A 22463-nucleotide genomic window follows, 5' to 3' on the forward strand; every position below is an offset into this window, starting at 1 on the left:
GGACGCGGTGGGCGTGGGGGACACGGTGGGCTTGGGGGACACGGTGGGCTTCGGGGACACGGTGGGCTTGGGGGACGCGGTGGGCTTGGGGGACGCGGTGGGCGTGGGAGACGCGGTAGCCGTCGTGGCCGCCACCGACGCCATAGCCAGCACCATCGCCGTGCCGCCGGATCCACTGCCGGCCGCGAGGCAGGTGTCACCGGACTGGTCGCCCTGGCTGGCCTCGGCGGTGTCCAGCGCCGCTTCGGCCTTGTCCAGCGCCTGCCGGGCCGCGTTTACCCGGTCCCGGGCGTCCGCGGCGTCGATCAACGCCAACACCTGGCCGGCCTGCACCTCGTCGCCCGGGCGCACCTTGACCTCGCTGACGGTACCGACCGTGCCGAAGCTGAGGCTGCGGGTCTCCGCCGGTTGCAGCGCACCCGTCGTCGCCACGGCCAGCGTGACCTCTCCGCGATCCACGCGCACGGTGGTCGGCGCCTCGGCCGGCCGCGACCCGCCGGTCAAGGCGTACGCCGTGGTCGAGGCGAGCAGCCCGACCAGGACGACCAGGCCGCCGGCGGTCCACCGCACCCGCCGGCTGCTGCCCAGCCGCCGTACCGCACTCAGGCCGATCCCCATGCCGAGAAGTCTGCGGGCAGCGCCTCGCAGTTCCCTCGGCCAAACCTCGGAGTTGCCTCAGAGGCAGCGGGCACCAACGGCGGCGACGAATTCCGAGGCAGCTCCCAGCTTCGTCCGACGTGACCCGGAGGTGGCTCGGGTTGCCTGAGTCGACGCCGCGGAAGCCGGGGGACTCGGCGCGGCACACGGAGGAGGTTTCGGTGCTGAACCGGCGAGCGCGATGGGCTCTGGCCCTGGCGACGGGATGTGCCGCGGTGCTGGCGACAGCGGCGTGCGGCGGATCGGACAACGGCGGCGCCGGCGACAGCGCGCCGGCCGCCGGTGAGCAGGCCAGCGGCTTCGCCGCGTACACGAGTTGCCTGGAGAAGCAGGGCATCGACCTCCCCGACGACCTGCCGACCGGCCGGCCGTCCGGCCTGCCCCGGCCAGCCGGCTCCGGACGCCCGTTCCCGTCCGGTCAGCCGCCGATGGGCTCGGGCACCCCTTGGCCGGGAGAGCCCGGCCAACCCGGCGGTGAGCGCGGTGGACCCGGCGGCGGCATGGACCGCTTCCGCCCGGCGGGCGTCGACGACGCGACCTGGCAACAGGCGCAGGACACCTGCCGTTCCGTGCTGCCCACCGGCCGGCCGGGCGGGAACCGCGGGGCTGGGCAGACCGGCGGGCAGGGCACCAGCCCGGCGTACGCCAACTGCCTTGCCGACCGCGGCGTTACGCTCACCGCCGACCTGAACCAGGCTGACCCGAAGGTCGCGGCGGCGTTGACGGCGTGCAAGGCCATCAGCCCCGCCCCGTCCCCCGCGGCGAGCTGACCCTGCGCGGCTCCGGCGGAACCGCGCAGGTGGCCCGGCGTCAGGGAGCGGTGTAGGTGACGGTCACCTTCTGGTAGCCGAGCGAGCGGAGCAGCCCTTCCAGCATCTTGCGGGTGTTCTCCTGGGCCCGGGCGGTGAGGCCGCTGTCCCGGGCGGCCGCGCCGATCCGGTCCTCGGCGAGCTGGTAGACCTGCTGCTGCCGGTTGGGGTCACCGCCCACCAGGTCGTTCAGCCGGTTGATCAGACCGCGCTGCTCGGCGAAGACGTAGCTCTTGTCCATGTCGAGGTCGGTCTCGCCGAGCTGCGGCGCGGGCAGCTTGACCTCGACCGACTTGCCGTCGTCGGAGACCACCACCGCCCCGTCCGCGATCTTGGAAAAGTCGACGTACGCCTCGACCCGGCCCGCCCCCACGAAGAGCGTCCGCTCGTTGAGCAGGAAGTCGGGCACGTTGCGCCGGTCCTTCTGCACGTCGACGACGACCTGGAAGTTGCCCTCGGCGGCCACGTAGCGGCTGAGGTCCCGGATCGACTTGAGCAGCGGCGGCTGGCTGCGGTCGGTCTGCTCCTTGGCGAACGGGTTGCGGAAGTCGGGCAGGATGCCGGTGGCCTGGATGCCGAGCAGCACCACCACGGCCAGCGCGACCGCGCCGAGCACACCGAGCAGGCCCCGCACCGGCCCGCCGGAAGGCCTAGGAGCACCCGGCCGGGGTGCGTCCGCCGACCGGGCCCGCAGGTCGTCGCCGGTCGGGTATTCCGGAAACTCACTGGTGGGCTCGTTGGTGTCACCGTCGCGGGCCATGGCCCCTCACCGTCCTCGTCAGAAACATCGACTGACAATGACGTTACGGCCACTGTGCGACAGTCGCGCGCCGAGCGACCCGAACGGGTGAACCGGGGCGTCAGGCGAAGGCGGAGAGCCCGGTCAGCTGCTGGCCGATGACCAGCTGGTGGATCTCGGAGGTGCCCTCGTAGGTCAGCACGCTCTCCAGGTTGTTGGCGTGCCGCATCACCGGATATTCCCCGGAAACCCCGTTGGCGCCGAGGATGGTCCGGCACTGCCGGGCGATCGCCAGGGCCTCCCGGACGTTGTTCAGCTTGCCCACGCTGACCTGCGCGGGCCGCAGCCTGCCACCGTCGGCGAGCCGGCCGAGATGCAGCGCGAGCAGCAGGCCCTTGTTCCACTCGACGGCCATGTCGGCGAGCTTGGCCTGGGTGAGCTGGAAGCCGGCCAGCGGCTTGCCGAACTGGGTCCGGGTGGTCGCGTACGACAGGGCCGTCTCCAGGCAGTCGCGGGCCGCGCCGAGCGCGCCCCAGACGATGCCGTGCCGGGCCTCGGTCAGGCAGCTCAGCGGCGCCTTCAAGCCGACCGCCTCGGGCAGCCGGGCGTCCGCCGGCAGCCGCACGTCGTCGAGGGCGATCTCCCCGGTGAGCGAGGCGCGCAGCGACATCTTGTTCCGGATCTCGCGCGCCGTCACGCCCGGCGTGTCCATCGGTACGGCGAAGCCGCGCACCCCCTCGTCGGTGCGCGCCCAGATCACCCCGACGTCGGCGATCGGCGCGTTGGTGATCCACATCTTGCTGCCGGTGAGGATCCAGTCGTCGCCGTCGCGCCGGGCCCGGGTGGCCATCGAAGCCGGGTCGGAGCCGTGGTCCGGCTCGGTCAGCCCGAAGCAGCCGATCGCCTCGCCGGCGGCCATCGCGGGCAGCCAGCGCTGCTTCTGCTCCTCGCTGCCGTAGCGCCAGATCGCGTACATGGCCAGCGAACCCTGCACGGAGACCAGCGAACGCACCCCGGAGTCACCGGCCTCCAGCTCCAGGCAGGCCAGCCCGTACGCGACGGCCGACGCGCCGGCGCAGCCGTACCCGGTCAGGTGCATGCCGAGCAGGCCGAGCTTGCCGAACTCGCGGGCCAGCTCGCGGGCCGGGACCTGGCCGTCCTCGTACCAGCCGGCGACGTGCGGGCGGACCCGGTCGTCGATGAGCCGGCGCACGACGGCGCGGATCTGCCGCTCCTCCTCGCTGAGCGACGCGTCGATGTCCAGCAGGTCCAGGGCAGTCATGCGGCCACCTTAACGAAGACTCAGGAAGACGTCACTCGCCCTGACCGCTGAGCACCAGCACCCGGGCGTGGATCTGGTTGCGCTGCTGCAGCGCCGCGCGCAGCGCCCGGTGCAGGCCGTCCTCCAGGTAGAGGCCGCCGTTCCACTGCACCACGTGCGGGAAGAGGTCGCCGTAGAAGGTCGAGTCCTCGGCGAGGAGCTTGTCCAGCGCAAGCTCGCGCTTGGTGGTGATGAGCTGGTCCAGCCGCAGCGGGCGCGGCGGAATCTCCGCCCACTGCTTCAACGTGAGATTGTGCTCCGGGTAGGGCCGCCCGTCCCGGACCGCTCTGAAGATCACGGCGCGCTTCCCTCCCCCTGCCCGGCCGGTGATGCCGGTGCCAGCCTAACCGCACGCGGCACACCGCGTTTTACTCCCGCATGTCGGTTTCGCCACGCCGGTACCCCGAGCGGGACGGGTGAATCACCTCAGCTCCACCGGCCCCGCCGGACGACCTCGTCCATCGGCCGGCGTCCCCGGCGCAGCGACGGCGAGCGGTGGTCGGGCGCCGGGTAGCCCACCGTCACCGCGCCGATCGGCTGGTACTCCGGCGGCACCCCGAAGGCCGCCCGGTACGCGTCGAGCCGCTGCGCCGGGATGCCGAAGAAGCACGCGCCCAGCCCTTCATCGACGGCGGTGAGCAGCATCAGCAGCGCGGCGAAGCCGGCGTCCACGTGCCAGTACGGCACCGGCCAGCGGTCGGTCGACCGGTCCGCCCACCCCTTGTCCGGCTCGGCGTAGCGGTCCAGGTAGGCGGCGGCGTTGGCGTGCGGCACCACGATCAGCGGGGCGCGGCGCATCCCGGCCAGCCAGCGTTCCCGGCCGCCACCGCCCGGCGTGGCCGCGGCCCAGAAGCGGTCCCGGTCGGCCGGCTCCTCCAGCACCAGGAAACCCCAGCCCTGGGCGAACCCGGCCGAGGGCGCCCGGACCGCGTGGGCCAGCAGCCGCTCCACCACCTCGGGCGGTACCGGCCGGTCCGGGTCGTAGTTGCGGACCATCCGGCGGCGGCGGACGACGTCGGCGAACTCCACGCTCAGCTGCCCGGCCGGATGCCCCAGGCACCCCGCCAGGTCTGCCCCGGCTCGAGGGTGATCAGATCCCGGCCGGAGCGGAAGGCGTCCGCCGGGCAGGTCATCGGCTCGACCGCCACCGACCGGCGGTACCGCTCCCCGGTGAGGGTGTCCCCGGTGAAGACCTGCCACCAGCCGAACGCCCGGTCCGCCCAGATGTGCACCGCCGACCCGTCCGGCGCGGCCAGGGTGACCGACGAGCCGCCGTCGGCGTCCCGCACCAGGTCGCCGAAGGCCAGGTCCAGCACCGCGGCACCGATCACGCGGGGCTCGGTGAAGTCGTAGTCGGTGCCGGCCACCTCGGTGGCGGCCACCGGCAGCAGGCGGCTGTCCAGCAGCACCCGGGTGCGCGCGGGCACCCGCATCGACACCTCGTCCACGGCCGCCTTCGGCAACCGCAGGTAGGGGTGGACGGAGAAGCCGAACGGCGCCGGCTCGCCGGACCGGTTGGTCACCTCGTGCGCGGCGCGCAGCCCGTCCGCCCCCACGCTCCACCGGGTACGCAGCCGCAACGCCCACGGGTAGCCCGGCGTCGGCGGCAGGTCGTAGCCGAGGGTCACCGCGTCCGGGGCCGCCTCGACGAGCTGCCAGGCGGCCCAGTTGACCAGGCCGTGGATGGCGTTGTGCCGGGCCGGCTCGGTCAGGTCGAGCTGGTACGACCGGTCGCCGAAGCGGTACGCGCCGTCCCGGATCCGGTTCGGCCAGGGGGCGAGGATCTGCCCCGCCGAGCCGGCACAGATCTCGTCCTCCGCGTACCCGTCGACGTGGTCGACCCCGTCCTGGCGGTAGGTCCGCAGGCCGCCCCCGACCTCGACGACGACCGCCTCGTGCCCGTCGGCGGCGATGGTCCACTGCGTCCCCGACGGGGACCGGTACCCGGCGTTCTCCATGCCGGGGACCTTAGTCCGTGCCGGGCCCGGGATGCCGGGCCGGCGTGGCCCGTCCCAGCCGTCGGTCAGTCCGGCCGGGCCGCCGCCCGGTAGCGCAGCAGGGCCGGGAAGACCGCCACCAGCAGGACCGCGAGCACGGCGGAGGCGACGCCGCCGGCGACCATGGCCACGCCGGTGCCCCACGCGGCGGCCATCGCGCCGGCCCGGAGGTCACCGAGGCGCGGGCCGCCGGCGACCACCACGGTGTTGACCCCCTGGAGCCGGCCGCGCATCCGGTCGGGCGCGTAGACCAGCAGCATCGACTGCCGCAGCGTCGCGCTGACCAGGTCCGCCGCGCCGGCCAGCCCGAGCAGCGCCACCACCAGCCAGAGCTGGTGGGCCAGCCCGGCCAGGGCGATGGCCACGCCCCAGCCCACCACGGCCACGGTCAGCGCCAGGCCCTGCCGGCGTACCCGGCCGATCCAGCCGGAGGTGAGGCCGCCCAGCATCGCCCCGATCGCGATCGCGCTGTAGAGCCAGCCGACCGCCGCCGCGCCGCCGAAGCGGTGCTGCGCCAGCTCCGGGAAGAGCGCCCGGGGCATGGCCAGGATCATGGCGATCAGGTCGATGGCGAACGACAGCAGCAGCACCGGCGTGCTGGCCAGGTACCGGAAGCCGTCGACGATGCTGGCCAGCCCGGCCCGGCGCGGGGTGGCCGCGTCCCCCGGGTCGGGCTCGGGCGGCATCGCGGGCAGCCGCAGGGTGGCCCAGAAGGAGACGGTGAAGAGCAGCGCGTCCACCGCGTACGCGATCGGCAGCCCGACCTCGGTGGGCCAGGCGGCGAAGATCAGACCCGCGGTGAGCGGCCCGAACACCGAGGTCGCGGTGAAGGTGGTGTAGTTGAGCGTGCTGGCCGCCGGGATCAGCTCGGCCGGGACCAGCCGGGGCAGGATCGCGTTGCGGGTGGGCGAGGTGACCGCGAAGGCGGTCGACTGCACCGCCACCAGGACCAGCAGCAGCGTCGGGCTGCCGACCCGGAACAGCGCCTGGAGCAGCAGCGACAGGGTCGACGCCCAGAGCAGCGCGCCGCCGGCCAGCAGCACCCGGCGGCGGTCCCGGGCGTCGGCGACCGCGCCGCCCCAGAGCCCGAACACCAGCAGCGGCACGAACCCGGCCACGCCGAGCAGGCCGACCCAGAACGAGCCCTGGGTCAGCGCGAACATCTCCACCGGCACGGCGACGGCGGTGAACTGGAAACCGAACATCGCCACCGCGTTGCCGAGCCAGACCCGCCGGTACGCGGGCACCCCCAGCGGGCGCAGGTCGATCGCCCAGCGGCGCGCTCCGCGCGGCCGGGCCTCCTTCAGTCCCGTCACGGCGCCAGCCGCTCGGTGATCCAGGTGCCGTCCCCGGTGCGCCGGTAGCGCAGCCGATCGTGCAGCCGGCTGGCCCGGCCCTGCCAGAACTCCACCGTCTCGGGGTGGACCCGCAGCCCGCCCCAGTGCGGCGGCGCGGGAATCTCCGCGACCGCCGCGAAGCGCTCGGCCGCCGCCCGGTACGCGGCGTCCAGGGCGGCCCGGTCCGGCACCACCCGGGACTGGGTGCTCGCCCACGCGCCGAGTTGCGAGCCGCGCGGCCGGCTGGCGAAGTACGCCTCGGTCTCGGCCCGGTCGACCCGCGCCAGCCGCCCGGTGACCACCACCTGCCGCTGCATCGGGAACCAGGGGAAGACCAGGCTGGCCCACGGGTTGGCGGTCGCCTCGCCGCCCTTGCGGGAGTCGTAGTTGGTGTAGAAGACGAAACCGTCCGGGTCGTACCCCTTCAGCAGGACGGTCCGCCCACTCGGCCGGCCCTGCGCGTCGGCGGTGCCGACCACCATGGCGTTCGGCTCGGGCAGCGGGTACGCCACCGCGTCGGCGAACCAGCGGGCGAACTGGCCGTGCCAGTCGGGTGCCAGGTCGGATTCGGAAAGGCCCAGGTCGGCGGCGTACTCGTTACGCATGCCGGCCGGAGCAGGTGTGTCGCCGGTCACAGTCTCCGTCCTTTTCGTCGGGGCGACCGCGTCCCCCGACGCTGGCCAGACCCCGCCACCCAGTGTTGTCCAGGTAGCGCGCCTGTCCACCGGCGGGGGTGTCATGTGGCGCACACCCACCGTGGGTCGCGTACTCGGTTACCGAGCAGGCAAGATGTCACGAACGCATACCTGAGGGTCGCCTAAGCCCGCGGGCCGGTCGAGCCCGCGCGGCCACCACCGCCGGAAGCCAGGAGACGACATGGCCGACTTCAAACCGGGCCTCGAGGGCGTCGTAGCCTTCGAGACCGAGATCGCCGAACCGGACCGCGAGGGCGGCGCGCTGCGCTACCGCGGCGTGGACATCGAGGATCTGATCGGTCAGGTCTCCTTCGGCAACGTCTGGGCGCTGCTGGTCGACGGCCGGTTCGGTCCGGGCCTGCCGCCGGCCGAGCCGTTCCCGGTGCCGGTGCACTCCGGCGACATCCGCGTCGACGTGCAGTCCGCGGTCGCCATGCTGGCGCCGTACTGGGGGCTCAGCCAGCTGCTCGACATCTCCGACGAGCAGGCCCGCGAGGACCTCGCCCGGGTGTCGGTCACCGCGCTCTCCTTCGTCGCCCAGTCCGCCCGCGGCCTCGGCCTACCGGCCGTGCCGCAGAAGGAGATCGACAAGGCCGAGACCATCGTCGAGCGGTTCATGAAGCGCTGGCGGGGTGAGCCCGACCCGCGGCACGTCAAGGCCGTCGACGCCTACTTCATCTCGGCCGCCGAGCACGGCCTGAACGCCTCCACCTTCACCGCCCGGATCGTCGCCTCCACCGGTGCCGACGCCGCGGCCTGCATCTCGTCGGGCATCGGCGCGCTCTCCGGCCCGCTGCACGGCGGCGCCCCGTCCCGGGTGCTCAGCATGCTGGAGGCGGTCGAGCGCAGCGGCGACGCCGAGGGGTACGTCAAGGGCGTGCTCGACCGGGGCGAGCGGCTGATGGGCTTCGGCCACCGGGTCTACCGGGCCGAGGACCCGCGCGCCCGGGTGCTCCGGCGCACCGCCAAGGAGCTGGGCGCGCCGCGCTTCGAGGTCGCCGAGGCCCTGGAGAAGGCCGCCCTGGCCGAGCTGCAGGCCCGCCGCCCGGACCGGGTGCTCGCCACCAACGTCGAGTTCTGGTCGGCCGTGGTGCTCGACTTCGCCGAGGTCCCGGCGCACATGTTCACCTCGATGTTCACCTGCGCCCGGATGGGCGGCTGGTCCGCGCACATCCTGGAGCAGAAGAAGCTCCAGCGCCTGGTCCGCCCGTCGGCCCGGTACGTCGGCCCGGGCACCCGCAAGCCGCAGCAGGTCGACGGCTGGGACGCCATCCCGCACGGCGTCTGAGGCACACGTACCCACGAAGGGCCCGGTCCGCGACGGACCGGGCCCTTCGCGTGCGCCCACCCGGCCCGGCCCTGTGGCGCATCCCTCAGCGCCGGGTGTGGGACCAGCCGCCGGGCCGGCCGCCCCGGGTGCGAGGATGAAGGCCGGCAGCGCCGCCGGACCGGGCTCGGACCCGGCCCCGCCGCGCGTGTGCGCGTGGCCGCGCACGGTCCGCGCCCACTGAAGGGCCGCCCTCCCCCATGCGGAAGGATCGAGACAACAGTGGCTGACGCACCGACCATCCGGATTCCCGACGACATCAGGCCCGCCGACGGACGTTTCGGCTGCGGGCCGTCCAAGGTCCGTCCGGCGGCGGTCTCCGCGCTCGCCGAGGTCGCCACCAGCTACCTGGGCACCTCGCACCGGCAGAAGACGGTCCGCGACCAGGTGGCCCGGCTGCGCCGGGGCCTCGCCGAGTTCTTCTCCCTGCCCGAGGGCTACGAGGTGGTGCTCGGCAACGGCGGCACCACCGCCTTCTGGGAGGTCGCCACCTTCGGCCTGGTCCGCGACCGGGCCCAGTTCGCCAGCTTCGGCGAGTTCGGCGCCAAGTTCGCCAAGTCGGTCGCCGACGCCCCGTTCCTGGGCGAGCCGACCGTGCGCAAGTCCCCGGCCGGCAGCGCGCCGACCCTGGTCGCCGAGGCGGGCGTGGACGTCTACGCCACCCCGCACAACGAGACCTCGACCGGTGTGGCCGTGCCGATCAGCCGGGTGCCGGGCGCCGACGAGGGCTCGCTGCTGCTGGTCGACGCCACCTCCGGCGCGGGCGGCCTGGAGGTCAACGTCGGCGAGACCGACGTCTACTACTTCGCCCCGCAGAAGTGCTTCGGCTCCGACGGCGGGCTCTGGCTGGCCCTGATGTCGCCGGCCGCGCTGGCCCGGGCCACCGAGATCAAGGAGTCGGGCCGCTACATCCCGGCCTTCCTCGACCTGGTCACCGCGATCGACAACTCGCGGCTCGAGCAGACGTACAACACCCCCGCGCTGGCCACCATCTTCCTGGCCGCCGAGCAGACCGACTGGATGAACGCCCAGGGTGGGCTGACCTGGGCGGCCAAGCGCACCGCGGAGAGCGCCGGCATCGTGTACGGCTGGGCGGAGCGCTCGGAGTTCGCCACCCCGTTCGTGGCCGACCCGGCGCTGCGCTCCAACGTGGTCGCCACCGTCGACTTCGCCGACGAGGTGGACGCCACGGCGATCGCCAAGGCGCTGCGCGCCAACGGCATCGTGGACACCGAGCCCTACCGGAAGCTGGGCCGCAACCAGCTCCGGGTCGCGCTCTTCCCGGCGGTCGAGCCGGCCGACGTCGAGGCGCTCACCGCCTCCATCGACTACGTGGTCGAGCGACTCTGATCACCTCGTGACGGTGGGTGGTCGTCGCGCCTCCGACGACCACCCACCGTGATCATCGCCGCAGCTCAGTCGCGACATGCCGGGGTGTCGCATCCCCCACCTTCGGGTAGATGGGCGTACGGTGGTCCGAGACGCCCGGGTGGCCGGCTCGCGGCGTGACACGGCCAGCGAAGCGGGACGGAGGCAAGCCCATGCGCCCAGTACGCTTCGTCGCCCTCTCCGAGGACGGCCAGGCCCTGGTCCTCGCCGACGAGGTCGGACGCCTGCTCGCCCTCCCCATCGACGAACGCGTCGCCTCGGTGCTGCACGCCGAGCCCGGCGCGACGCCCCTCGCGGTGGTGCCGACCGCCGCCGACCCGACCCCGTCGCTCTCGCCGCGGGACATCCAGGCCCGGATCCGCTCCGGCGAGTCCGCCGAGGACGTCGCCCGGATCGCCGGCGTCCCGGTCGACCGGGTGCTGCGCTACGCGGGCCCGGTGCTCCAGGAGCGGGCCATGCTCGCCCAGCATGCCCGGCGTACCCGGCTCAAGGGCGCGGAGAAGCCGACCCCGCTGGCCGAGGTGGTCAACGGCCGGCTGGCCCAGCACGGCATCGACACCGAGAAGATCTCCTGGGACGCGTACCGGCGTGACGACGGCACCTGGCGGATCATCGCCACCTGGCCGTCCGGCAAGGCCACCGCACAGGCGGTCTGGGATCTCGACAAGACCCGCCAGCAGGTCGCCCCGCACGACGACATGGCGCAATACCTCTGCGCCGAGCGGCCCACCCCGATCCTCGGTCAGGAGCCGGCACCGGAGCGGGGCGGCCACGCGCTGCCCGGCCCGTCGCGCGGCGAGCCGAGCCGGGGCGGGCACGGCCTGCCGCAGCCGTCCGAGCACGCCCGTCCGGGGCGGGATCCGATCCGCGCCGGCCGGGACGCGCTGCTCGCCTCGCTGGACCGTCCGCTCGGCGGCACCTCCGGCCGGGGTCTGGACACCCGTTCCCCGGCCGCGCTGGCCGGGCCGGACGCGCCCCGCCAGCGGGCCGTCACCGGCGGGGCGGCGGCGCTGCTCGGCGGCGGTCAGGGTTCCGCGTTCGACGACGACTCGGACGCGCCGAAGGAGGTCCCGGCCGTACCGTCGCTGGCCGTGCTCCGGCCGCGCCGCACCGGCACCCCGGCCGCGGCCGGCGGTGGCACCGAGTCGACGGACGCCGCCGGCAAGCCGCGCAAGCGGCTGCCGAGCTGGGACGACGTCCTCTTCGGCAGCGGCCCGGCGGCCCGCGAGTCGTCCTGATCCACCCTGGCATCGCGAGGCACTCTAAGTGCCGGCGTGCCAGGGTGGATCCATGGAGTACACGAACCTTGGACGCACCGGTCTCTCGGTGAGCCGGCTCTGCCTCGGCACCATGAACTTCGGCCCGCAGACCGACGAGCCGGACAGCTTCGCCATCATGGACCGGGCGCTCGAACACGGGATCAACTTCTTCGACACCGCCAACGTGTACGGCTGGAAGCTCGGCGAGGGCGTCACCGAGCAGATCATCGGCCGCTGGTTCGCCCAGGGCGGCGGACGCCGCGACCGGGTCGTCCTGGCCACCAAGGTCTACGGCAAGATGGGCGAGTGGCCCAACGAGCAGGGCCTCAGCGCCCGGCACATCATCCGGGCCTGCGAGGACTCGCTGCGCCGGCTGCAGACCGACACCATCGACCTCTACCAGATGCACCACATCTCCCGGAGCACGCCGTGGGAGGAGATCTGGCAGGCGATGGAGACCCTGGTCGCCCAGGGCAAGGTCCTCTACGTCGGATCGTCCAACTTCGCCGGTTGGCACATCGCTCAGGCGCAGGCGGCGGCGGGCCGGCGCAACTTCCTCGGCCTCGTCTCCGAGCAGTGCATCTACAACCTGATGACCCGGTACGTCGAGCTGGAGGTCGTCCCGGCCGCGCAGCACTACGGGCTGGGCATAATCCCCTGGTCGCCGCTGCACGGCGGGCTGCTGGGCGGGGTCATCCGCAAGATGGCCGAGGGCGGGGCCGCGCGGGGGGCCAGCGGCCGGTCGGCCGACGCGCTCGCCGAGCACCGCACCACCATCGAGGCGTACGAGAAGCTCTGCGCGGACCTCGGCCACGACCCGGCCGACGTGGCGCTGGCCTGGCTGCTCTCCCGCCCCGGGGTGACCGCCCCGATCGTCGGCCCGCGCACCATGGACCAGCTCGACCGCAACCTCGGCGCCCTCGAGGTGGACCTCGACGAAGCCACCCTGACCCGCCTCGACGAGCTCTTCCCGCCCGTCGGCAGCGGCGGCCCCGGCCCGGAGGCCTGGGCCTGGTGACACCCCGCCCGAGGCCGCCCCGGCCTCGGGGCGGCCTCGGGGGCCTCGGGCGGTCTCGGGGCGGCCTCGGGGCGGCCTCGGGGCGGCCTCGGGGCGGTCTCGGGGGGTCTCGGGGCGGCCTCGGGCGGTCTCGGGGCGGCCTCGGGCGGCCTCGGGCGGCCTCGGGGCGGCCTCGGGCGGCCTCGGGCGGCCTCGGGGCGGCCTCGGGCGGCCTCGGGGCGGTCTCGGGAGTGCCCCGGGAGCGGATTGCGGCAGGTCGGGGTCTCCCGGCGTAGGGATGGCACGACATGCCGCAATCTGCTCCCCGGACCATCGGAGGCGGGCCGCCCCCGGACCATCGAAGGTGGGCCGCCCCGGACCATCGATGGTGGGCCGCCCCGCGGTGAGGCGGGGTCGGCCAGGGAGCGGATGGGTCAGATGGGCCAGGCGGCGAGGCGGTCGTAGGTGGGCTTGGGGCCGGGGTGGCTGCGGACCAGGACGAGTTCGTCCGCCGTCCATTCCGGACCCGCGTAGTCGTGCAGCGCCTCCCGGTCGGCCAGGATGTCGGCGCGGTCGATCCGGTCGCCGGGGCGGGCGATGGTCAGGTGCGCCCGGAACGGTTTCTCGTCGTACGGCAGCCGGGCCCGGCGCAGCCTGATCCGGATCAGCCGGGCCAGGGTGGCCAGCGCGTCGATGTCGCCCCGGACGTCCACCCAGAGCACGGTGAACCGGCCCCGTCCGAAGCTGCCGCCGCCGGAGAGCCGCAGCCGGAGCGGTCCCTCCCCACCGTCCCCGGCGTCTCGGCCCTCCCGGCCGAGCCGGCCCTGCCGGTACGTCTCGGCAGCCAGGCCGAGGGCGCTCTCCACGTCGACCAGCCGGCTCTCCTCGACGTCTCCGAGGAAGGCGAGGGTGAGGTGGGCGTGCGCCGGGTCGGCGAGCCGGACGTTGGTGCCGGCGGCCGAGGCGACGCCGATCCGTAGCCGGGCGACCTGGGCGGTCAGGTCGTCCACGGCCGGCCGGGGTGGGTAGACCGCGACGAAGAGCCGCACCGGTCAGCGGTGCCGCTGGTGGTGTGCGGCGCGGGCGGCGGGCAGGCTGAGCCCGGCGGCGTGCAGCAGCCCTTCCACCCGTACCCGTTCGATTTCCCGGTCGACGCCGTCGAGTTCGGCCAGGTGCTCGGTGATCCCCAGCGCCCGGCAGGCGGCGCGCAGCCGCTCGTCGTACGCGTCGATGACGGCGCCGTGCCAGACCACGGACCGGTCGGCGGCGGCGAGCCGGTGACCACCGAGCCGGCGCAGGTCGGTGGCGAGCTGTTCGAGCGGTCGGCGGCCGGCCCGGTCGAACTCGGTGAGGTCGATGTCGCGGGTCAGCGCGTCCGCTTCGATGGCCCGGTCCAGCCGGGCGATGGTGCGCCGTTCCCGGCGTTCGTCGCGCCACTCGGACCAGCCGCAGACCACCCGGTCGATGATTTCGTCGGCGCAGAAGATCATCGCGATGAGGACCGGCAGGCAGCAGACGCCGAGGATCGCCAGCATCAGCAGCAGTCCCCGCCCTACCTCCACATATCGACGCTAAGCCGAGTCGGGGCCCCCCGCCACCTGATTGCCGACATCCGAGCGCGAATGAACGACGAAGGACCGGTTCCCGGGGCGGAAACCGGTCCTTCGGACGGTCGACGGGTCACTCCGCCCCGGGCGACACCACGTAGAAGCGGGGCATGGGCAGCATCCGCAGGCGCAGCCGGGCGCCGGAGCGGCGGAGCTGCCAGCTGAGCGCGACGAGCGCGGCGGCCAGCGAGATCAGCCCACCGGTCCAGATGCTCGCCCCGGCACCGAAGGTCTCCGCGACCCAGCCGATGATCGGTGCGCCCACCGGGTTGGTGCCGAGGAAGACCAGCACCCACAGCGCCATCACCCGGCCCCGGAAGGAGGCGTCGACGCCGAGCTGGACCCGCTGGTTGGCGGCCTGGGCGAAGAAGACCATGAAGAACCCGGTGGGCAGCAGCAGCGTCACCACCAGCCAGTACGCCGGGGCGAGCCCGACGAGGGTGCCGAAGGTGGCGGTCCCGACCGCCGCGCCGAGCACCAACCAGACCGAGGGGCGGCTGCGCCGCCCGGTGCCGGCCAGCGCGCCGGTCAGCGCGCCGACCGCGAGGGCGGTGGTGAAGAGGCCGAACGAGGCGGCGCCGGTGTGGAACACGGTCTTGGCGAGCGCCGCGAGGGTGAGCTGGAAGTTGAACAGACTCATCCCGATCACGGACATGAGCGCCATCGGCAGCAGGATGTCGGGCCGACGGGCGACGTACCGGAGTCCGTCCACGACCCGGGCCTGGTCCCGTTCGCCGGTCGGCGGCAGGTCCTTGCGGTGCAGTTCGCTGGTCCGCATCCGGACCACGTTGATCAGCGGCGCGATCGAGCTGAACGCGGTGATCAGGAAGACCGGGCCGACGTCGAAGGCGGCGATGGCCAGGCCGGCGACGGCGGGGCCGAGGATCCGGGCCGAGTTGAAGGTGGCCGCGTTGAGCGACAGCGCGTTCGGCAGCAGCGGCACGCCGACGAGTTCGGAGACGAAGGCCTGCCGGACCGGGGTCTCGACGGCGTTGAAGACGCCGAGCAGGGCGGCGAACACGTAGACGTGCCAGAGCTGCACCAGCCCGGTGACCACCAGGAGGCTCATCGCCAGCGCCAGCACGGTCCAGAACAGGTTGGCGATGAAGAGCAGCATCCGCTTGTCGTACCGGTCGGCGAGCCGGCCGGAGAAGAGCGTGAGCAGCAGGACGGGGGTGAACTGGAGCGCGGTGACCACGCCGAGCGCGGTGGCCGAGTTGCCGGTCAGGTCGAGGACGAGCCAGTCCTGGGCGATGTACATCATCCAGACGCCGATCAACTTGATCAGCTGTCCGGTGGCGAAGAGTCGGTAGTTGCGGACTCGTAGGGACTGGAACATCGTGCTCAACTTGGCCTGCACTCTTGGTGCGCCTCCTCGCGATCATGTACGCCTCATCCACAACGGACGAAGCGGACCGCGGGACGCGGGTACCCGCTCAGGCGCGAGCGATGCCCTGCAGGATCTCGGCGGCACGCTGCAGCGTGTCGCGTTCCTCCTCGGTCAGCGCGGCGAGCCGCTCGGCCAGCCACGAGTTGCGGGCCCGCTCGAACTGTTCGAGCACGGCCTGTCCGCCCTCGGTCGCCGCCAGGATGACCTGCCGCCCGTCGGTCGGGTGGGGGGTCCGCCGCACGAGGCCGCGGTCCTCCAACTTCGCGACGATCTTGGTCATCGTGGGCGGCTGCACCCGCTCGATGTCGGCCAGCTCCCGAGGCGTCAGCGCGCCCGCCAGCTTGAGGCTGGTGAGCGCGGAGAGCTGGGTGACCGTCAGGTCGCCGACCGGGCGGGCCTGTCGGACCCGCCGGTTGAGTCGGGTGATCGCATCTCGCAGCTGAGGGGCCAGCTGCGCCGGTGGCACGCGTTTCGCCGTCACCGTCCGCTCCGTCACAGTAGTTAGCTTAACTAATAAGCCTGGCTAACGACATCCGTTATGACCAGGCTCACGAGAAGGTCGACCCTGGTCACGACCGGGAGCCCGAATCGGCGCCCCGGCCGCGACCGGTGGGCGTCACAGCACCGCGGACTCGATCGGACCGCGCAGGAAGTACAGGACGAACAGCACCGCCACCCCGTACAGCAGCGGGTGGATCTCCCGGCCCTTCCCCTTCGCCAGCTTCACCAGTACGTAGCTGATCACGCCGGCGCCGATCCCGTTGGAGATCGAGTAGGTGAACGGCATCAGCACGATGGTCAGGAACGCCGGGATGGCGATCTCGTAGTCCGTCCAGTCGATCGTCCGGACCGCCGTCATCATCAGGAAGCCGACCACCACCAGCGCCGTCGAGGCGGCCTCGAAGGGCACCACCACCGACAGCGGCGCCAGGAACATGGCCAGCAGGAACAGGACGCCGGTGACCAGGTTGGCCACCCCGGTCCGGGCACCCTCCGCGACCCCCGCCGCGCTCTCGATGTACGACGTGTTGCTGGACACGCTCGCCGCGCCACCCGCCGCCGCGGCGATCGAGTCGACCAGCAGGATCTCCCGGGCCCGGGGCGGGGTGCCCCGCTCGTCGAGCATGTCCCCTTCCTGGCCGATCGCGACCATGGTGCCCATGGTGTCGAAGAAGTCCGTGATCATCAGGGTGAAGACGAACATCAGCGGGACCAACCAGCCCACCCGGCCCCACGAGCCCAGCACGTTGAACTGGCCGAGCAGGGAGAGGTCCGGCAGGTCGACGATCTTGTCCGGCAGCTTCGGCACGTTCAACGCCCAGCCCTTCGGGTTGGGCTGACCGTCGACGAAGGACGGGCCGATGTGGCCGACCGCCTCCACCACGATCGCCAGCACCGTGGAGGCGAGGATGCCGACCAGGATCGCGCCGCGGACCCGGCGTACCACCAGCACCACGGTGAGCAGCAGCCCCACCACGAAGACCAGCATCGGCCAGCTGACGATCTTGCCGTTGATGCCGAGGCCGACCGGCACGGTGGTGTTCGCCGCGTCCGGCACCCGGCGGACGAAGCCGGCGTCGACCAGGCCGATGATGGTGAGGAAGAGGCCGATGCCCACCCCGATCGCCGTCTTGAGCTGGGTCGGCACCGAGCGGAACACCGCCGTCCGCAGCCCGGTGAGCACCAGGACGGCGATCAGCACACCCTCGATCACCACCAGGCCCATCGCGTCGGCCCAGGTCATCTCGGGCGCGATCTCGAAGGCGACCAGCGCGTTCACGCCGAGCCCGGCGGCCAGCGCCATCGGGAACCGGGCCACCACGCCCATCAGAATGGTCATCAGGCCGGCCACCAGCGCGGTCGCCGCGGCCAGCGCGGGAATGGCCAACTTGCGCCCGTCGCCGTCGACGGCGCCACCGAGGATCAGCGGGTTCAACACCACGATGTACGCCATCGTGAAGAAGGTGGCCAGACCGCCACGTACCTCCCGGCCGGGCGACGAGCCACGGGCGGAGATCTCGAACCAGCGGTCGAAGGCGTTGCGCGGGTGGGTGGGGTCAGGTGGCGTGCCGTGGTCCGGCGGCGGCGCTATGGCCATCGGTGTCCTCGCAATTGATCGACGGCGGTCGCGCGCATCGTCCCAGATCACCGGCGGGCAGGGAAGAACGATCGCGTACGCTGTTCCGGTGCCCGAGAACGAACCGCCGCGGCCCGCGCCGCTCGACCCGCCGATGGTGCCGTTCGCCGTCGCCGGGCTGATCATCTGGGCGGTGGCCGGGCTGGTGCTGCTGATCTTCTTCCGGGGCTGGCTAACCGAGCACGGGCACGAGAACTGGCTCTGGACCTGCCTGGCCGGTTTCCTGTGGGGCTTTCCGGGGCTGGCCGTGATGATGCGCCACGACGCCAACCGGCGTCGCCGACGGGCGGCCGCCGCCGGTCAGGACTGACCGTCAGGGGTGGCCGTACGGCTCCGCCGGCTCGTTCGCCTCCACCGAGCCCGGGGCCCGGCTCACCGAGACCGCCTCGAGCGCGCTGTCGTCGTAGATCGTGGGGAGTTCGTCGACCGGGGTGTCGGCCGCCTCGACCAGCGTCTCCGAGTGCGCGCCGCAGCCGTGGTCGGCGCTGACGACCCGGCCGTCGTCGGGGGCGTAGAAGTTGCCGCAGGCGCCGAAGGCCTGCCGCAGGGAACCGGCCAGCGGCAGGTAGAAGCCGCAGGTCCCGCAGCGGGCCGCAGCCGGCGCGGCCGTCGAGATCGGGGCGTTCGGGCCGTGCTCGCCGTCGTACCAGCGCTGCGCGGCCTCGGCTCGGCCCTCCCGGGACAGCACCCGGGGCCGGCCCAGGCCGAGCTCCCAGGCGGTCTCCTCGACCGCCGGGTCGTCGGAGAGCAGGTAGCCGGGGGCGAGGCGCTCGTCGTCCGTCGGGGTGGGCAGCAGGTCGCCGGGGCCCAGGTCGCCCGGCTTGAGCCGCTCCTGCCAGGGCACCCAGCCGGGAGCGAGCAGCGCGTCCGCGCCGGGCAGCAGCACGGTCTCGCAGATGGTGACGGTGCGGCTGCGGGGCACCCGGGTCACCGTGACGGCCCACCGCCAGCCGCGGTAGCCGGCGAGGAGGCACTCGAAGTAGTGCGTGACGAGGCGGTCGCCCTCGGCGACAACCTGGAGGTGCTCGCCGACGTCGGCCGGGTCGACCTCGGTGACGGCCGCGCGGGCCACCTCGACGGCGGCGGCGCAGACCTGGTCGAGCCGGGGGGCACGGGCGGAGGCGGGCCTGGTCACCCGACCATTGTTCCCCATGCCCGGTACCAACCGACAGGGACTCCCCGGAGTCGTTATCCCCGGCTGGTGGGGCGCGCGTGGAGCGGATGGGCAAGGATGGGTGGCATGCCGCTGTCCTCCCGCTCCGGCCGGTCCGTCCTCGGGCGGACCGTCGGCACGGGCATCCGCGCCACCCGCCTGCTGCTTCGTGGTTCGCTGCGCGGCGGCCGGTGGATGACCCGGCGGGCCGGGTCGGCCCGGGCCCGCAGCGCCGGCAACGAGGTCGGCATGGTCCGCCTGTTCGACCTGCACGCCCTCTCCTGCGCCGGGGACACCCTAATCGCCATCGGCCTGGCCGGCACGATCTTCTTCGACGTGCCGCTGGGCGAGGCCCGCAACAAGGTCGCGCTCTACCTGCTGGTGACCATGGTGCCGTTCGCCATGCTCGCCCCGGTGGTGGGCCCGCTGCTGGACCACTTCCGGCACGGCCGCCGGTACGCGCTGGCCGCCACCATGCTGGGCCGGGCGTTCCTGGCCTGGCTGATCTCCGACTACATCGGCGGCTTCGGGCTCTATCCGGCGGCGTTCGGGGTGCTCGCCCTGTCCCGCGCGTACGGGGTGGCCCGGTCGGCGGCGGTGCCCCGGCTGTTGCCGGAGGGGTTGGGGCTGTCCCAGGTGGGCGCCCGGGCCAGCGTCTACGGCACGGTGGCGGGCGGGCTGGTCGCCCCGATCGGGTTGGCGGCGTTCTGGTTCGGGCCGCAGTGGCCGCTCCGGGTGGCGTCGCTGATCTTCCTGATCGGCATGGTCATCTCGTTGCGGCTGCCGCCGAGGGCCGACTCGGAGCCGCCGGAGCGGGTGCCGCGCCCGCTGCGGGCGCTGCGCCGGCGGGACCGGGAACGGCCGCTGGGCCGGGGCCGGCCGGCCGGTCGCCTGGTGATCGCCACGCTGATCGGCGCCGCGGCGCTGCGCCTGCTCTACGGTTTCCTGCTGCTCTTCCTCGCCTTCGCCATCAAGTCCGGCGACCTGACCACCATCTTCTTCGGCCGGGACCTGGGCGCCCAGGCCGCGCTGGGGCTGGTCGGCGCGGCCCTGGCGGTGGGCAGCTTCCTGGCCACCGCGATCGGCACCCGGCTGCGCATCCACCGGCCGACCGCGATCCAGTCCAGCGGCACCGTCATCGTGGCCGGGGTCGCGGTGCTCGCCGCGGTGAAGTTCTCGCTGCCCCTGGTGGCCGTGCTCTGCCTGGTGACGGCGCTGATCAGCGGCATCGCCAAGCTCGCCGTCGATGCCTCGATCCAGGAGCGGATCCCGGAGCGGCTGCGGGCCAGTTCGTTCGCCCACTCGGAGACCGTCCTGATGCTCGCCTTCGTGGCCGGTGGCGGGCTCGGCCTGGTGCCTTTCACCGGCCGGATCGGGGTCACCGTGGCCGCCGGGGTGGCCGCACTGGTGGCCGCCCGCGGGGTGCTGGTGGCGGGCCGGTTGCGCGGCGAGCACCTGGTCGGGCGGGCGCTCGGCGACGAGGAACTGGCGGCGCAGGAGCAGGATTACGCCGACCCGGCCCCCACCTCGCCGGCCCCCACCGGCTCCCCGGCGCACGGCGGTACGCCCACCGCCGCTCCGGCCCACGGCGGCCCGCCCGGCGGCGATCCGGCCGACGACGAGCTGTCCCCGCCCGGCTTCCACATCTACCGCCCGTCCTCGGCGGTCGGCGGCCCAGGTGGCGCCGACGAGGAGAACCGGCGCGAGCCCAGGGGTCCGCTGGCGTGAGCGGGCTGCTGGTGGTGACCGCCGTACCGGTCGAGGCGGAGGCCGTCCGGGCCGGCCTGGCCGACCCGACGGTGACCGTCACCCCGGTGGGGGTGGGCCCCGCCGTCGCCGGTGCCGCGACCGCCCGCCTGCTGGCGCTGGCCGAGGCCGCCGGCCGGCCGTACCGGGCGGTGGTCAGCGCCGGGATCGCCGGTGGTTTCGTCGGGCGGGTGCCGGTCGGCGGCACCGTGCTGGGCAGCCACAGCGTGGCCGCCGACCTGGGCGCCGAGTCCCCGGAGGGCTTCCTCCCGATCGAAGAGCTGGGCATGCCGCCCGAGCTGATCGGCGCCGGCAGCGTGCTGCCCGCCGACCCGGACCTGCTCGCCGCCCTGCGTACCGCCCTGCCGGCGGCCGTGGTCGGCCCGATCCTCACGGTCGGCACGGTGACCGGCACCGCCGCGAGCACCGCGGCCCTCGCCGCCCGACACCCCAGCGCGGTGGCCGAGGCCATGGAGGGGTACGGCGTGGCCGTCGCCGCCGCGCAGGCCGGCCTCCCCTTCGCCGAGCTGCGTACGATCTCCAACCCGATCGGGCCGCGCGACCGTAGCGCCTGGCGGATGCGCGAGGCGTTCGCCGCCCTCACCGCGGCGGCAGCCGCTCTCCGCTGACCGCCGGCCCCGACCCGGACGGCCGGTCCAGCCGCTCTCCGCTGACCGCCGGCCCCGACCCGGACGGCCGGTCCGGCCGCTCTCCGCTGACCGCGGACCGAGCCGGCCGGTCCAGCCGCAGCGCCTCCGGCCGGCTCGCCTCGAGCCGGAACCCGCAGGCGAGCAGGAAGTGGACGTCGCCCAACTCCGCGATCGCGTGGGCCGAGCGGATGCCGGACCGGTCCATCTCGCTGGACAGCGCCTCGACCAGGCGGCGCCCGATGCCGCAGAACCGGTACGCCGACACCACGAGCACCCCGTCGAGCACGATCTCCCGCTCGCCCGGATCGGGCCTGCCGACCAGCACGGCGTCGCTGCGCTCGTGGGCGCGCAGCTCACCGATCAGCTGACCGTCGGGCAGCTCCGCCACGAAGCGCCAGGAGGTCGTGGGAAGCGCGGGATCGGCGTACCGGCGCACCTCGCAGTCCCGCCGCACGCGCTCCCGATCGCGTTGCTCGTCCCGCGTCGAGCGGTTGCGCCGGAAGGTCACCGCGGGCAGCCTCGGCAAACGGTCGCGCGGAATGGCGGACCACGGCGCCCACCACACACCCGGCCAGTCGCGCGGCTCGCGCACCTCCCGCGCGTCGAGGTGGGCGGGGCAGTGCCGGCCCGCCGCGTCCCGCAGCTCCTCCTGCGGGACGGGGCCGGGCTCGGGCGCGGGCGCCCTCGGCAAGCTGATCGCGAGGTTGCCGCCGGCGGCCCGGACCAGTCGTTCGACCGTGCGGAATCCCGGATCGGCCGACCGCCCCGACTCGATCCGAGCGAGGGTCGCCTGCGGCACCCCGGACCGCCCGGCCAGCTCGCGCTGGCTCAGGTCGGCTGCGCGGCGCAGCGATCGCAGGGTCGCCCCCAGATCGGTACGGGGCTGCGGCTCACTCACCTGGCCATGCTCGCCCAGCGGCACACCCGCCCTCAACCGCACTCGTACACCTGTGGATAACGCTGTGGAAAACGCGTGGAGCTGAGGACGACATGGGTGCGACATCGGTGCCGCAAGGCTGCGTCATGGGTGCCGCTTGGGGTGCCGGTTGCCGCTGGGGTGCCGGGTGCCGCCTGGGGTTGCCGGTTGCCGCCTGGGGTGCGGCATGGGTGCCGCAAGGGGTGCGGCATGAGTGGTAAGCCGCTACTGACTTGATGACGTCGACGACTCACCCACGAGTCCCTCCGCAACTGCGCAACTCCACCCCACCGCCCCTCCGCAACTCGGCCATTCCGCCCCGATCCATTCACGTCAT

23 protein-coding genes are annotated in these 22463 nt (G+C 73.7%); 8 read left to right on the forward strand and 15 right to left on the reverse strand.

Going from position 1 to position 22463, the window contains the following annotated elements; all coding sequences use genetic code 11:
- The coding region (locus tag LQ51_RS34380; RefSeq protein ID WP_046566287.1) for an efflux RND transporter periplasmic adaptor subunit at positions 1-618 on the reverse strand (618 nt) is incomplete at its 3' end.
- Positions 619-872: 254 nt separating this feature from the next.
- On the opposite strand from LQ51_RS34380, the gene LQ51_RS32755 reads away from it, so the two are divergent.
- On the forward strand, positions 873-1427 hold the full coding sequence (locus tag LQ51_RS32755) for a hypothetical protein (RefSeq protein ID WP_052744878.1): 555 nt from the start codon (positions 873-875) through the stop codon (positions 1425-1427).
- 40 nt (positions 1428-1467) lie between these two features.
- Here LQ51_RS32755 and LQ51_RS15120 read toward each other — a convergent pair whose 3' ends face one another.
- The 7 genes from LQ51_RS15120 to pdxH all read right to left on the reverse strand — a co-directional run bounded on the left by LQ51_RS15120 (position 1468) and on the right by pdxH (position 7465).
- A complete protein-coding gene (locus tag LQ51_RS15120) occupies positions 1468-2226 on the reverse strand; it encodes a DUF4230 domain-containing protein (protein WP_046566289.1) in 759 nt (252 codons plus the stop codon).
- Between the two features lie 100 nt (positions 2227-2326).
- The gene (locus tag LQ51_RS15125) at positions 2327-3487 is read right to left on the reverse strand and encodes an acyl-CoA dehydrogenase family protein (protein WP_046566291.1); all 1161 of its coding nucleotides are present in this window, start codon (positions 3485-3487) and stop codon (positions 2327-2329) included.
- A gap of 31 nt (positions 3488-3518) precedes the next feature.
- A complete protein-coding gene (locus LQ51_RS15130) occupies positions 3519-3824 on the reverse strand; it encodes a type II toxin-antitoxin system VapB family antitoxin (RefSeq protein ID WP_046566293.1) in 306 nt (101 codons plus the stop codon).
- A gap of 128 nt (positions 3825-3952) precedes the next feature.
- Complete coding sequence (locus LQ51_RS15135) at positions 3953-4555, reverse strand: nitroreductase family protein (protein WP_046566295.1); 603 nt, start codon at positions 4553-4555, stop codon at positions 3953-3955.
- A 2-nt stretch (positions 4556-4557) separates the two neighbouring features.
- Positions 4558-5484, reverse strand: coding sequence for an aldose 1-epimerase family protein (locus LQ51_RS15140; RefSeq protein ID WP_046566297.1), 927 nt, complete (start codon positions 5482-5484; stop codon positions 4558-4560).
- A gap of 65 nt (positions 5485-5549) precedes the next feature.
- The gene (locus LQ51_RS15145) at positions 5550-6839 is read right to left on the reverse strand and encodes an MFS transporter (RefSeq protein ID WP_046566304.1); all 1290 of its coding nucleotides are present in this window, start codon (positions 6837-6839) and stop codon (positions 5550-5552) included.
- Positions 6836-7465 carry a pyridoxamine 5'-phosphate oxidase gene (gene pdxH, locus LQ51_RS15150; protein WP_197087742.1) on the reverse strand — a complete coding sequence of 210 codons (630 nt, stop codon included), beginning with the start codon at positions 7463-7465 and terminating at the stop codon, positions 6836-6838. Before pdxH ends, LQ51_RS15145 begins: the two co-directional genes overlap by 4 nt.
- A 271-nt stretch (positions 7466-7736) precedes the next feature.
- On the opposite strand from pdxH, the gene LQ51_RS15155 reads away from it, so the two are divergent.
- The 4 genes from LQ51_RS15155 (at position 7737) to LQ51_RS15170 (ending at position 12548) form a co-directional block, all read left to right on the forward strand.
- Positions 7737-8843 carry a citrate synthase 2 gene (locus LQ51_RS15155; protein ID WP_046566308.1) on the forward strand — a complete coding sequence of 369 codons (1107 nt, stop codon included), beginning with the start codon at positions 7737-7739 and terminating at the stop codon, positions 8841-8843.
- Positions 8844-9104: 261 nt separating this feature from the next.
- Positions 9105-10232, forward strand: a complete 1128-nt coding sequence (gene serC / locus LQ51_RS15160) for a phosphoserine transaminase (RefSeq protein WP_046566310.1) — start codon at positions 9105-9107, stop codon at positions 10230-10232.
- A gap of 191 nt (positions 10233-10423) precedes the next feature.
- Positions 10424-11509, forward strand: coding sequence for a septation protein SepH (gene sepH, locus LQ51_RS15165; RefSeq protein ID WP_046566311.1), 1086 nt, complete (start codon positions 10424-10426; stop codon positions 11507-11509).
- Positions 11510-11561: 52 nt separating this feature from the next.
- On the forward strand, positions 11562-12548 hold the full coding sequence (locus tag LQ51_RS15170) for an aldo/keto reductase (protein WP_046566312.1): 987 nt from the start codon (positions 11562-11564) through the stop codon (positions 12546-12548).
- 413 nt (positions 12549-12961) lie between these two features.
- On the opposite strand, the gene LQ51_RS15175 is transcribed toward LQ51_RS15170, so the two are convergent.
- The 5 genes from LQ51_RS15175 to LQ51_RS15195 all read right to left on the reverse strand — a co-directional run bounded on the left by LQ51_RS15175 (position 12962) and on the right by LQ51_RS15195 (position 17622).
- Entirely contained in the window at positions 12962-13576 is a 615-nt protein-coding gene (locus LQ51_RS15175) for a 2'-5' RNA ligase family protein (protein WP_046566313.1), read from the reverse strand.
- Positions 13577-13579: 3 nt separating this feature from the next.
- On the reverse strand, positions 13580-14089 hold the full coding sequence (locus LQ51_RS15180) for a hypothetical protein (RefSeq protein ID WP_046566315.1): 510 nt from the start codon (positions 14087-14089) through the stop codon (positions 13580-13582).
- 118 nt (positions 14090-14207) lie between these two features.
- The gene (locus LQ51_RS15185) at positions 14208-15494 is read right to left on the reverse strand and encodes an MFS transporter (protein WP_046566317.1); all 1287 of its coding nucleotides are present in this window, start codon (positions 15492-15494) and stop codon (positions 14208-14210) included.
- Between the two features lie 76 nt (positions 15495-15570).
- On the reverse strand, positions 15571-16020 hold the full coding sequence (locus tag LQ51_RS15190) for a MarR family winged helix-turn-helix transcriptional regulator (RefSeq protein ID WP_197087736.1): 450 nt from the start codon (positions 16018-16020) through the stop codon (positions 15571-15573).
- Positions 16021-16140: 120 nt separating this feature from the next.
- Positions 16141-17622, reverse strand: coding sequence for an NCS2 family permease (locus LQ51_RS15195; protein ID WP_046566318.1), 1482 nt, complete (start codon positions 17620-17622; stop codon positions 16141-16143).
- An 88-nt stretch (positions 17623-17710) separates the two neighbouring features.
- Between LQ51_RS15195 and LQ51_RS15200 the strand changes: the two genes are divergently transcribed.
- Positions 17711-17971, forward strand: coding sequence for a DUF2530 domain-containing protein (locus LQ51_RS15200; protein ID WP_046566320.1), 261 nt, complete (start codon positions 17711-17713; stop codon positions 17969-17971).
- Between the two features lie 3 nt (positions 17972-17974).
- On the opposite strand, the gene LQ51_RS15205 is transcribed toward LQ51_RS15200, so the two are convergent.
- Positions 17975-18814: a DUF3027 domain-containing protein gene (locus LQ51_RS15205; protein ID WP_046566322.1), complete on the reverse strand. Its 840-nt coding sequence runs from the start codon at positions 18812-18814 to the stop codon at positions 17975-17977.
- An 87-nt stretch (positions 18815-18901) separates the two neighbouring features.
- Here LQ51_RS15205 and LQ51_RS15210 point away from each other — a divergent pair, with 87 nt between their 5' ends.
- Positions 18902-20542 (forward strand): MFS transporter, encoded by a 1641-nt coding sequence (locus tag LQ51_RS15210; protein ID WP_046566403.1) that lies wholly within the window; start codon positions 18902-18904, stop codon positions 20540-20542.
- Positions 20539-21189: a futalosine hydrolase gene (locus LQ51_RS15215; protein ID WP_046566324.1), complete on the forward strand. Its 651-nt coding sequence runs from the start codon at positions 20539-20541 to the stop codon at positions 21187-21189. The genes LQ51_RS15210 and LQ51_RS15215 overlap by 4 nt, the downstream gene beginning before the upstream one ends.
- On the opposite strand, the gene LQ51_RS15220 is transcribed toward LQ51_RS15215, so the two are convergent.
- Positions 21161-22108: a GNAT family N-acetyltransferase gene (locus LQ51_RS15220; protein WP_231605752.1), complete on the reverse strand. Its 948-nt coding sequence runs from the start codon at positions 22106-22108 to the stop codon at positions 21161-21163. The two genes, LQ51_RS15215 and LQ51_RS15220, sit on opposite strands and share 29 nt — an antisense overlap.
- Positions 22109-22463 lie beyond the last annotated feature (355 nt).

Source organism: Micromonospora sp. HK10 (assembly GCF_000982955.1).
Classification (GTDB): domain Bacteria; phylum Actinomycetota; class Actinomycetes; order Mycobacteriales; family Micromonosporaceae; genus Micromonospora.

Excerpts from the sequence above, each read along its gene's own strand:
- LQ51_RS15120 (WP_046566289.1), bottom strand. The coding sequence starts at position 2,226 with ATGGCCCGCGACGGTGACACCAACGAGCCCACCAGTGAGTTTCCGGAA.
- LQ51_RS15125 (WP_046566291.1), bottom strand. The coding sequence starts at position 3,487 with ATGACTGCCCTGGACCTGCTGGACATCGACGCGTCGCTCAGCGAGGAG.
- LQ51_RS15140 (WP_046566297.1), bottom strand. The coding sequence starts at position 5,484 with ATGGAGAACGCCGGGTACCGGTCCCCGTCGGGGACGCAGTGGACCATC.
- pdxH (WP_197087742.1), bottom strand. The coding sequence starts at position 7,465 with ATGCGTAACGAGTACGCCGCCGACCTGGGCCTTTCCGAATCCGACCTG.
- LQ51_RS15155 (WP_046566308.1), top strand. The coding sequence starts at position 7,737 with ATGGCCGACTTCAAACCGGGCCTCGAGGGCGTCGTAGCCTTCGAGACC.
- sepH (WP_046566311.1), top strand. The coding sequence starts at position 10,424 with ATGCGCCCAGTACGCTTCGTCGCCCTCTCCGAGGACGGCCAGGCCCTG.
- LQ51_RS15170 (WP_046566312.1), top strand. The coding sequence starts at position 11,562 with ATGGAGTACACGAACCTTGGACGCACCGGTCTCTCGGTGAGCCGGCTC.
- LQ51_RS15195 (WP_046566318.1), bottom strand. The coding sequence starts at position 17,622 with ATGGCCATAGCGCCGCCGCCGGACCACGGCACGCCACCTGACCCCACC.
- LQ51_RS15205 (WP_046566322.1), bottom strand. The coding sequence starts at position 18,814 with ATGGGGAACAATGGTCGGGTGACCAGGCCCGCCTCCGCCCGTGCCCCC.
- LQ51_RS15210 (WP_046566403.1), top strand. The coding sequence starts at position 18,902 with ATGCCGCTGTCCTCCCGCTCCGGCCGGTCCGTCCTCGGGCGGACCGTC.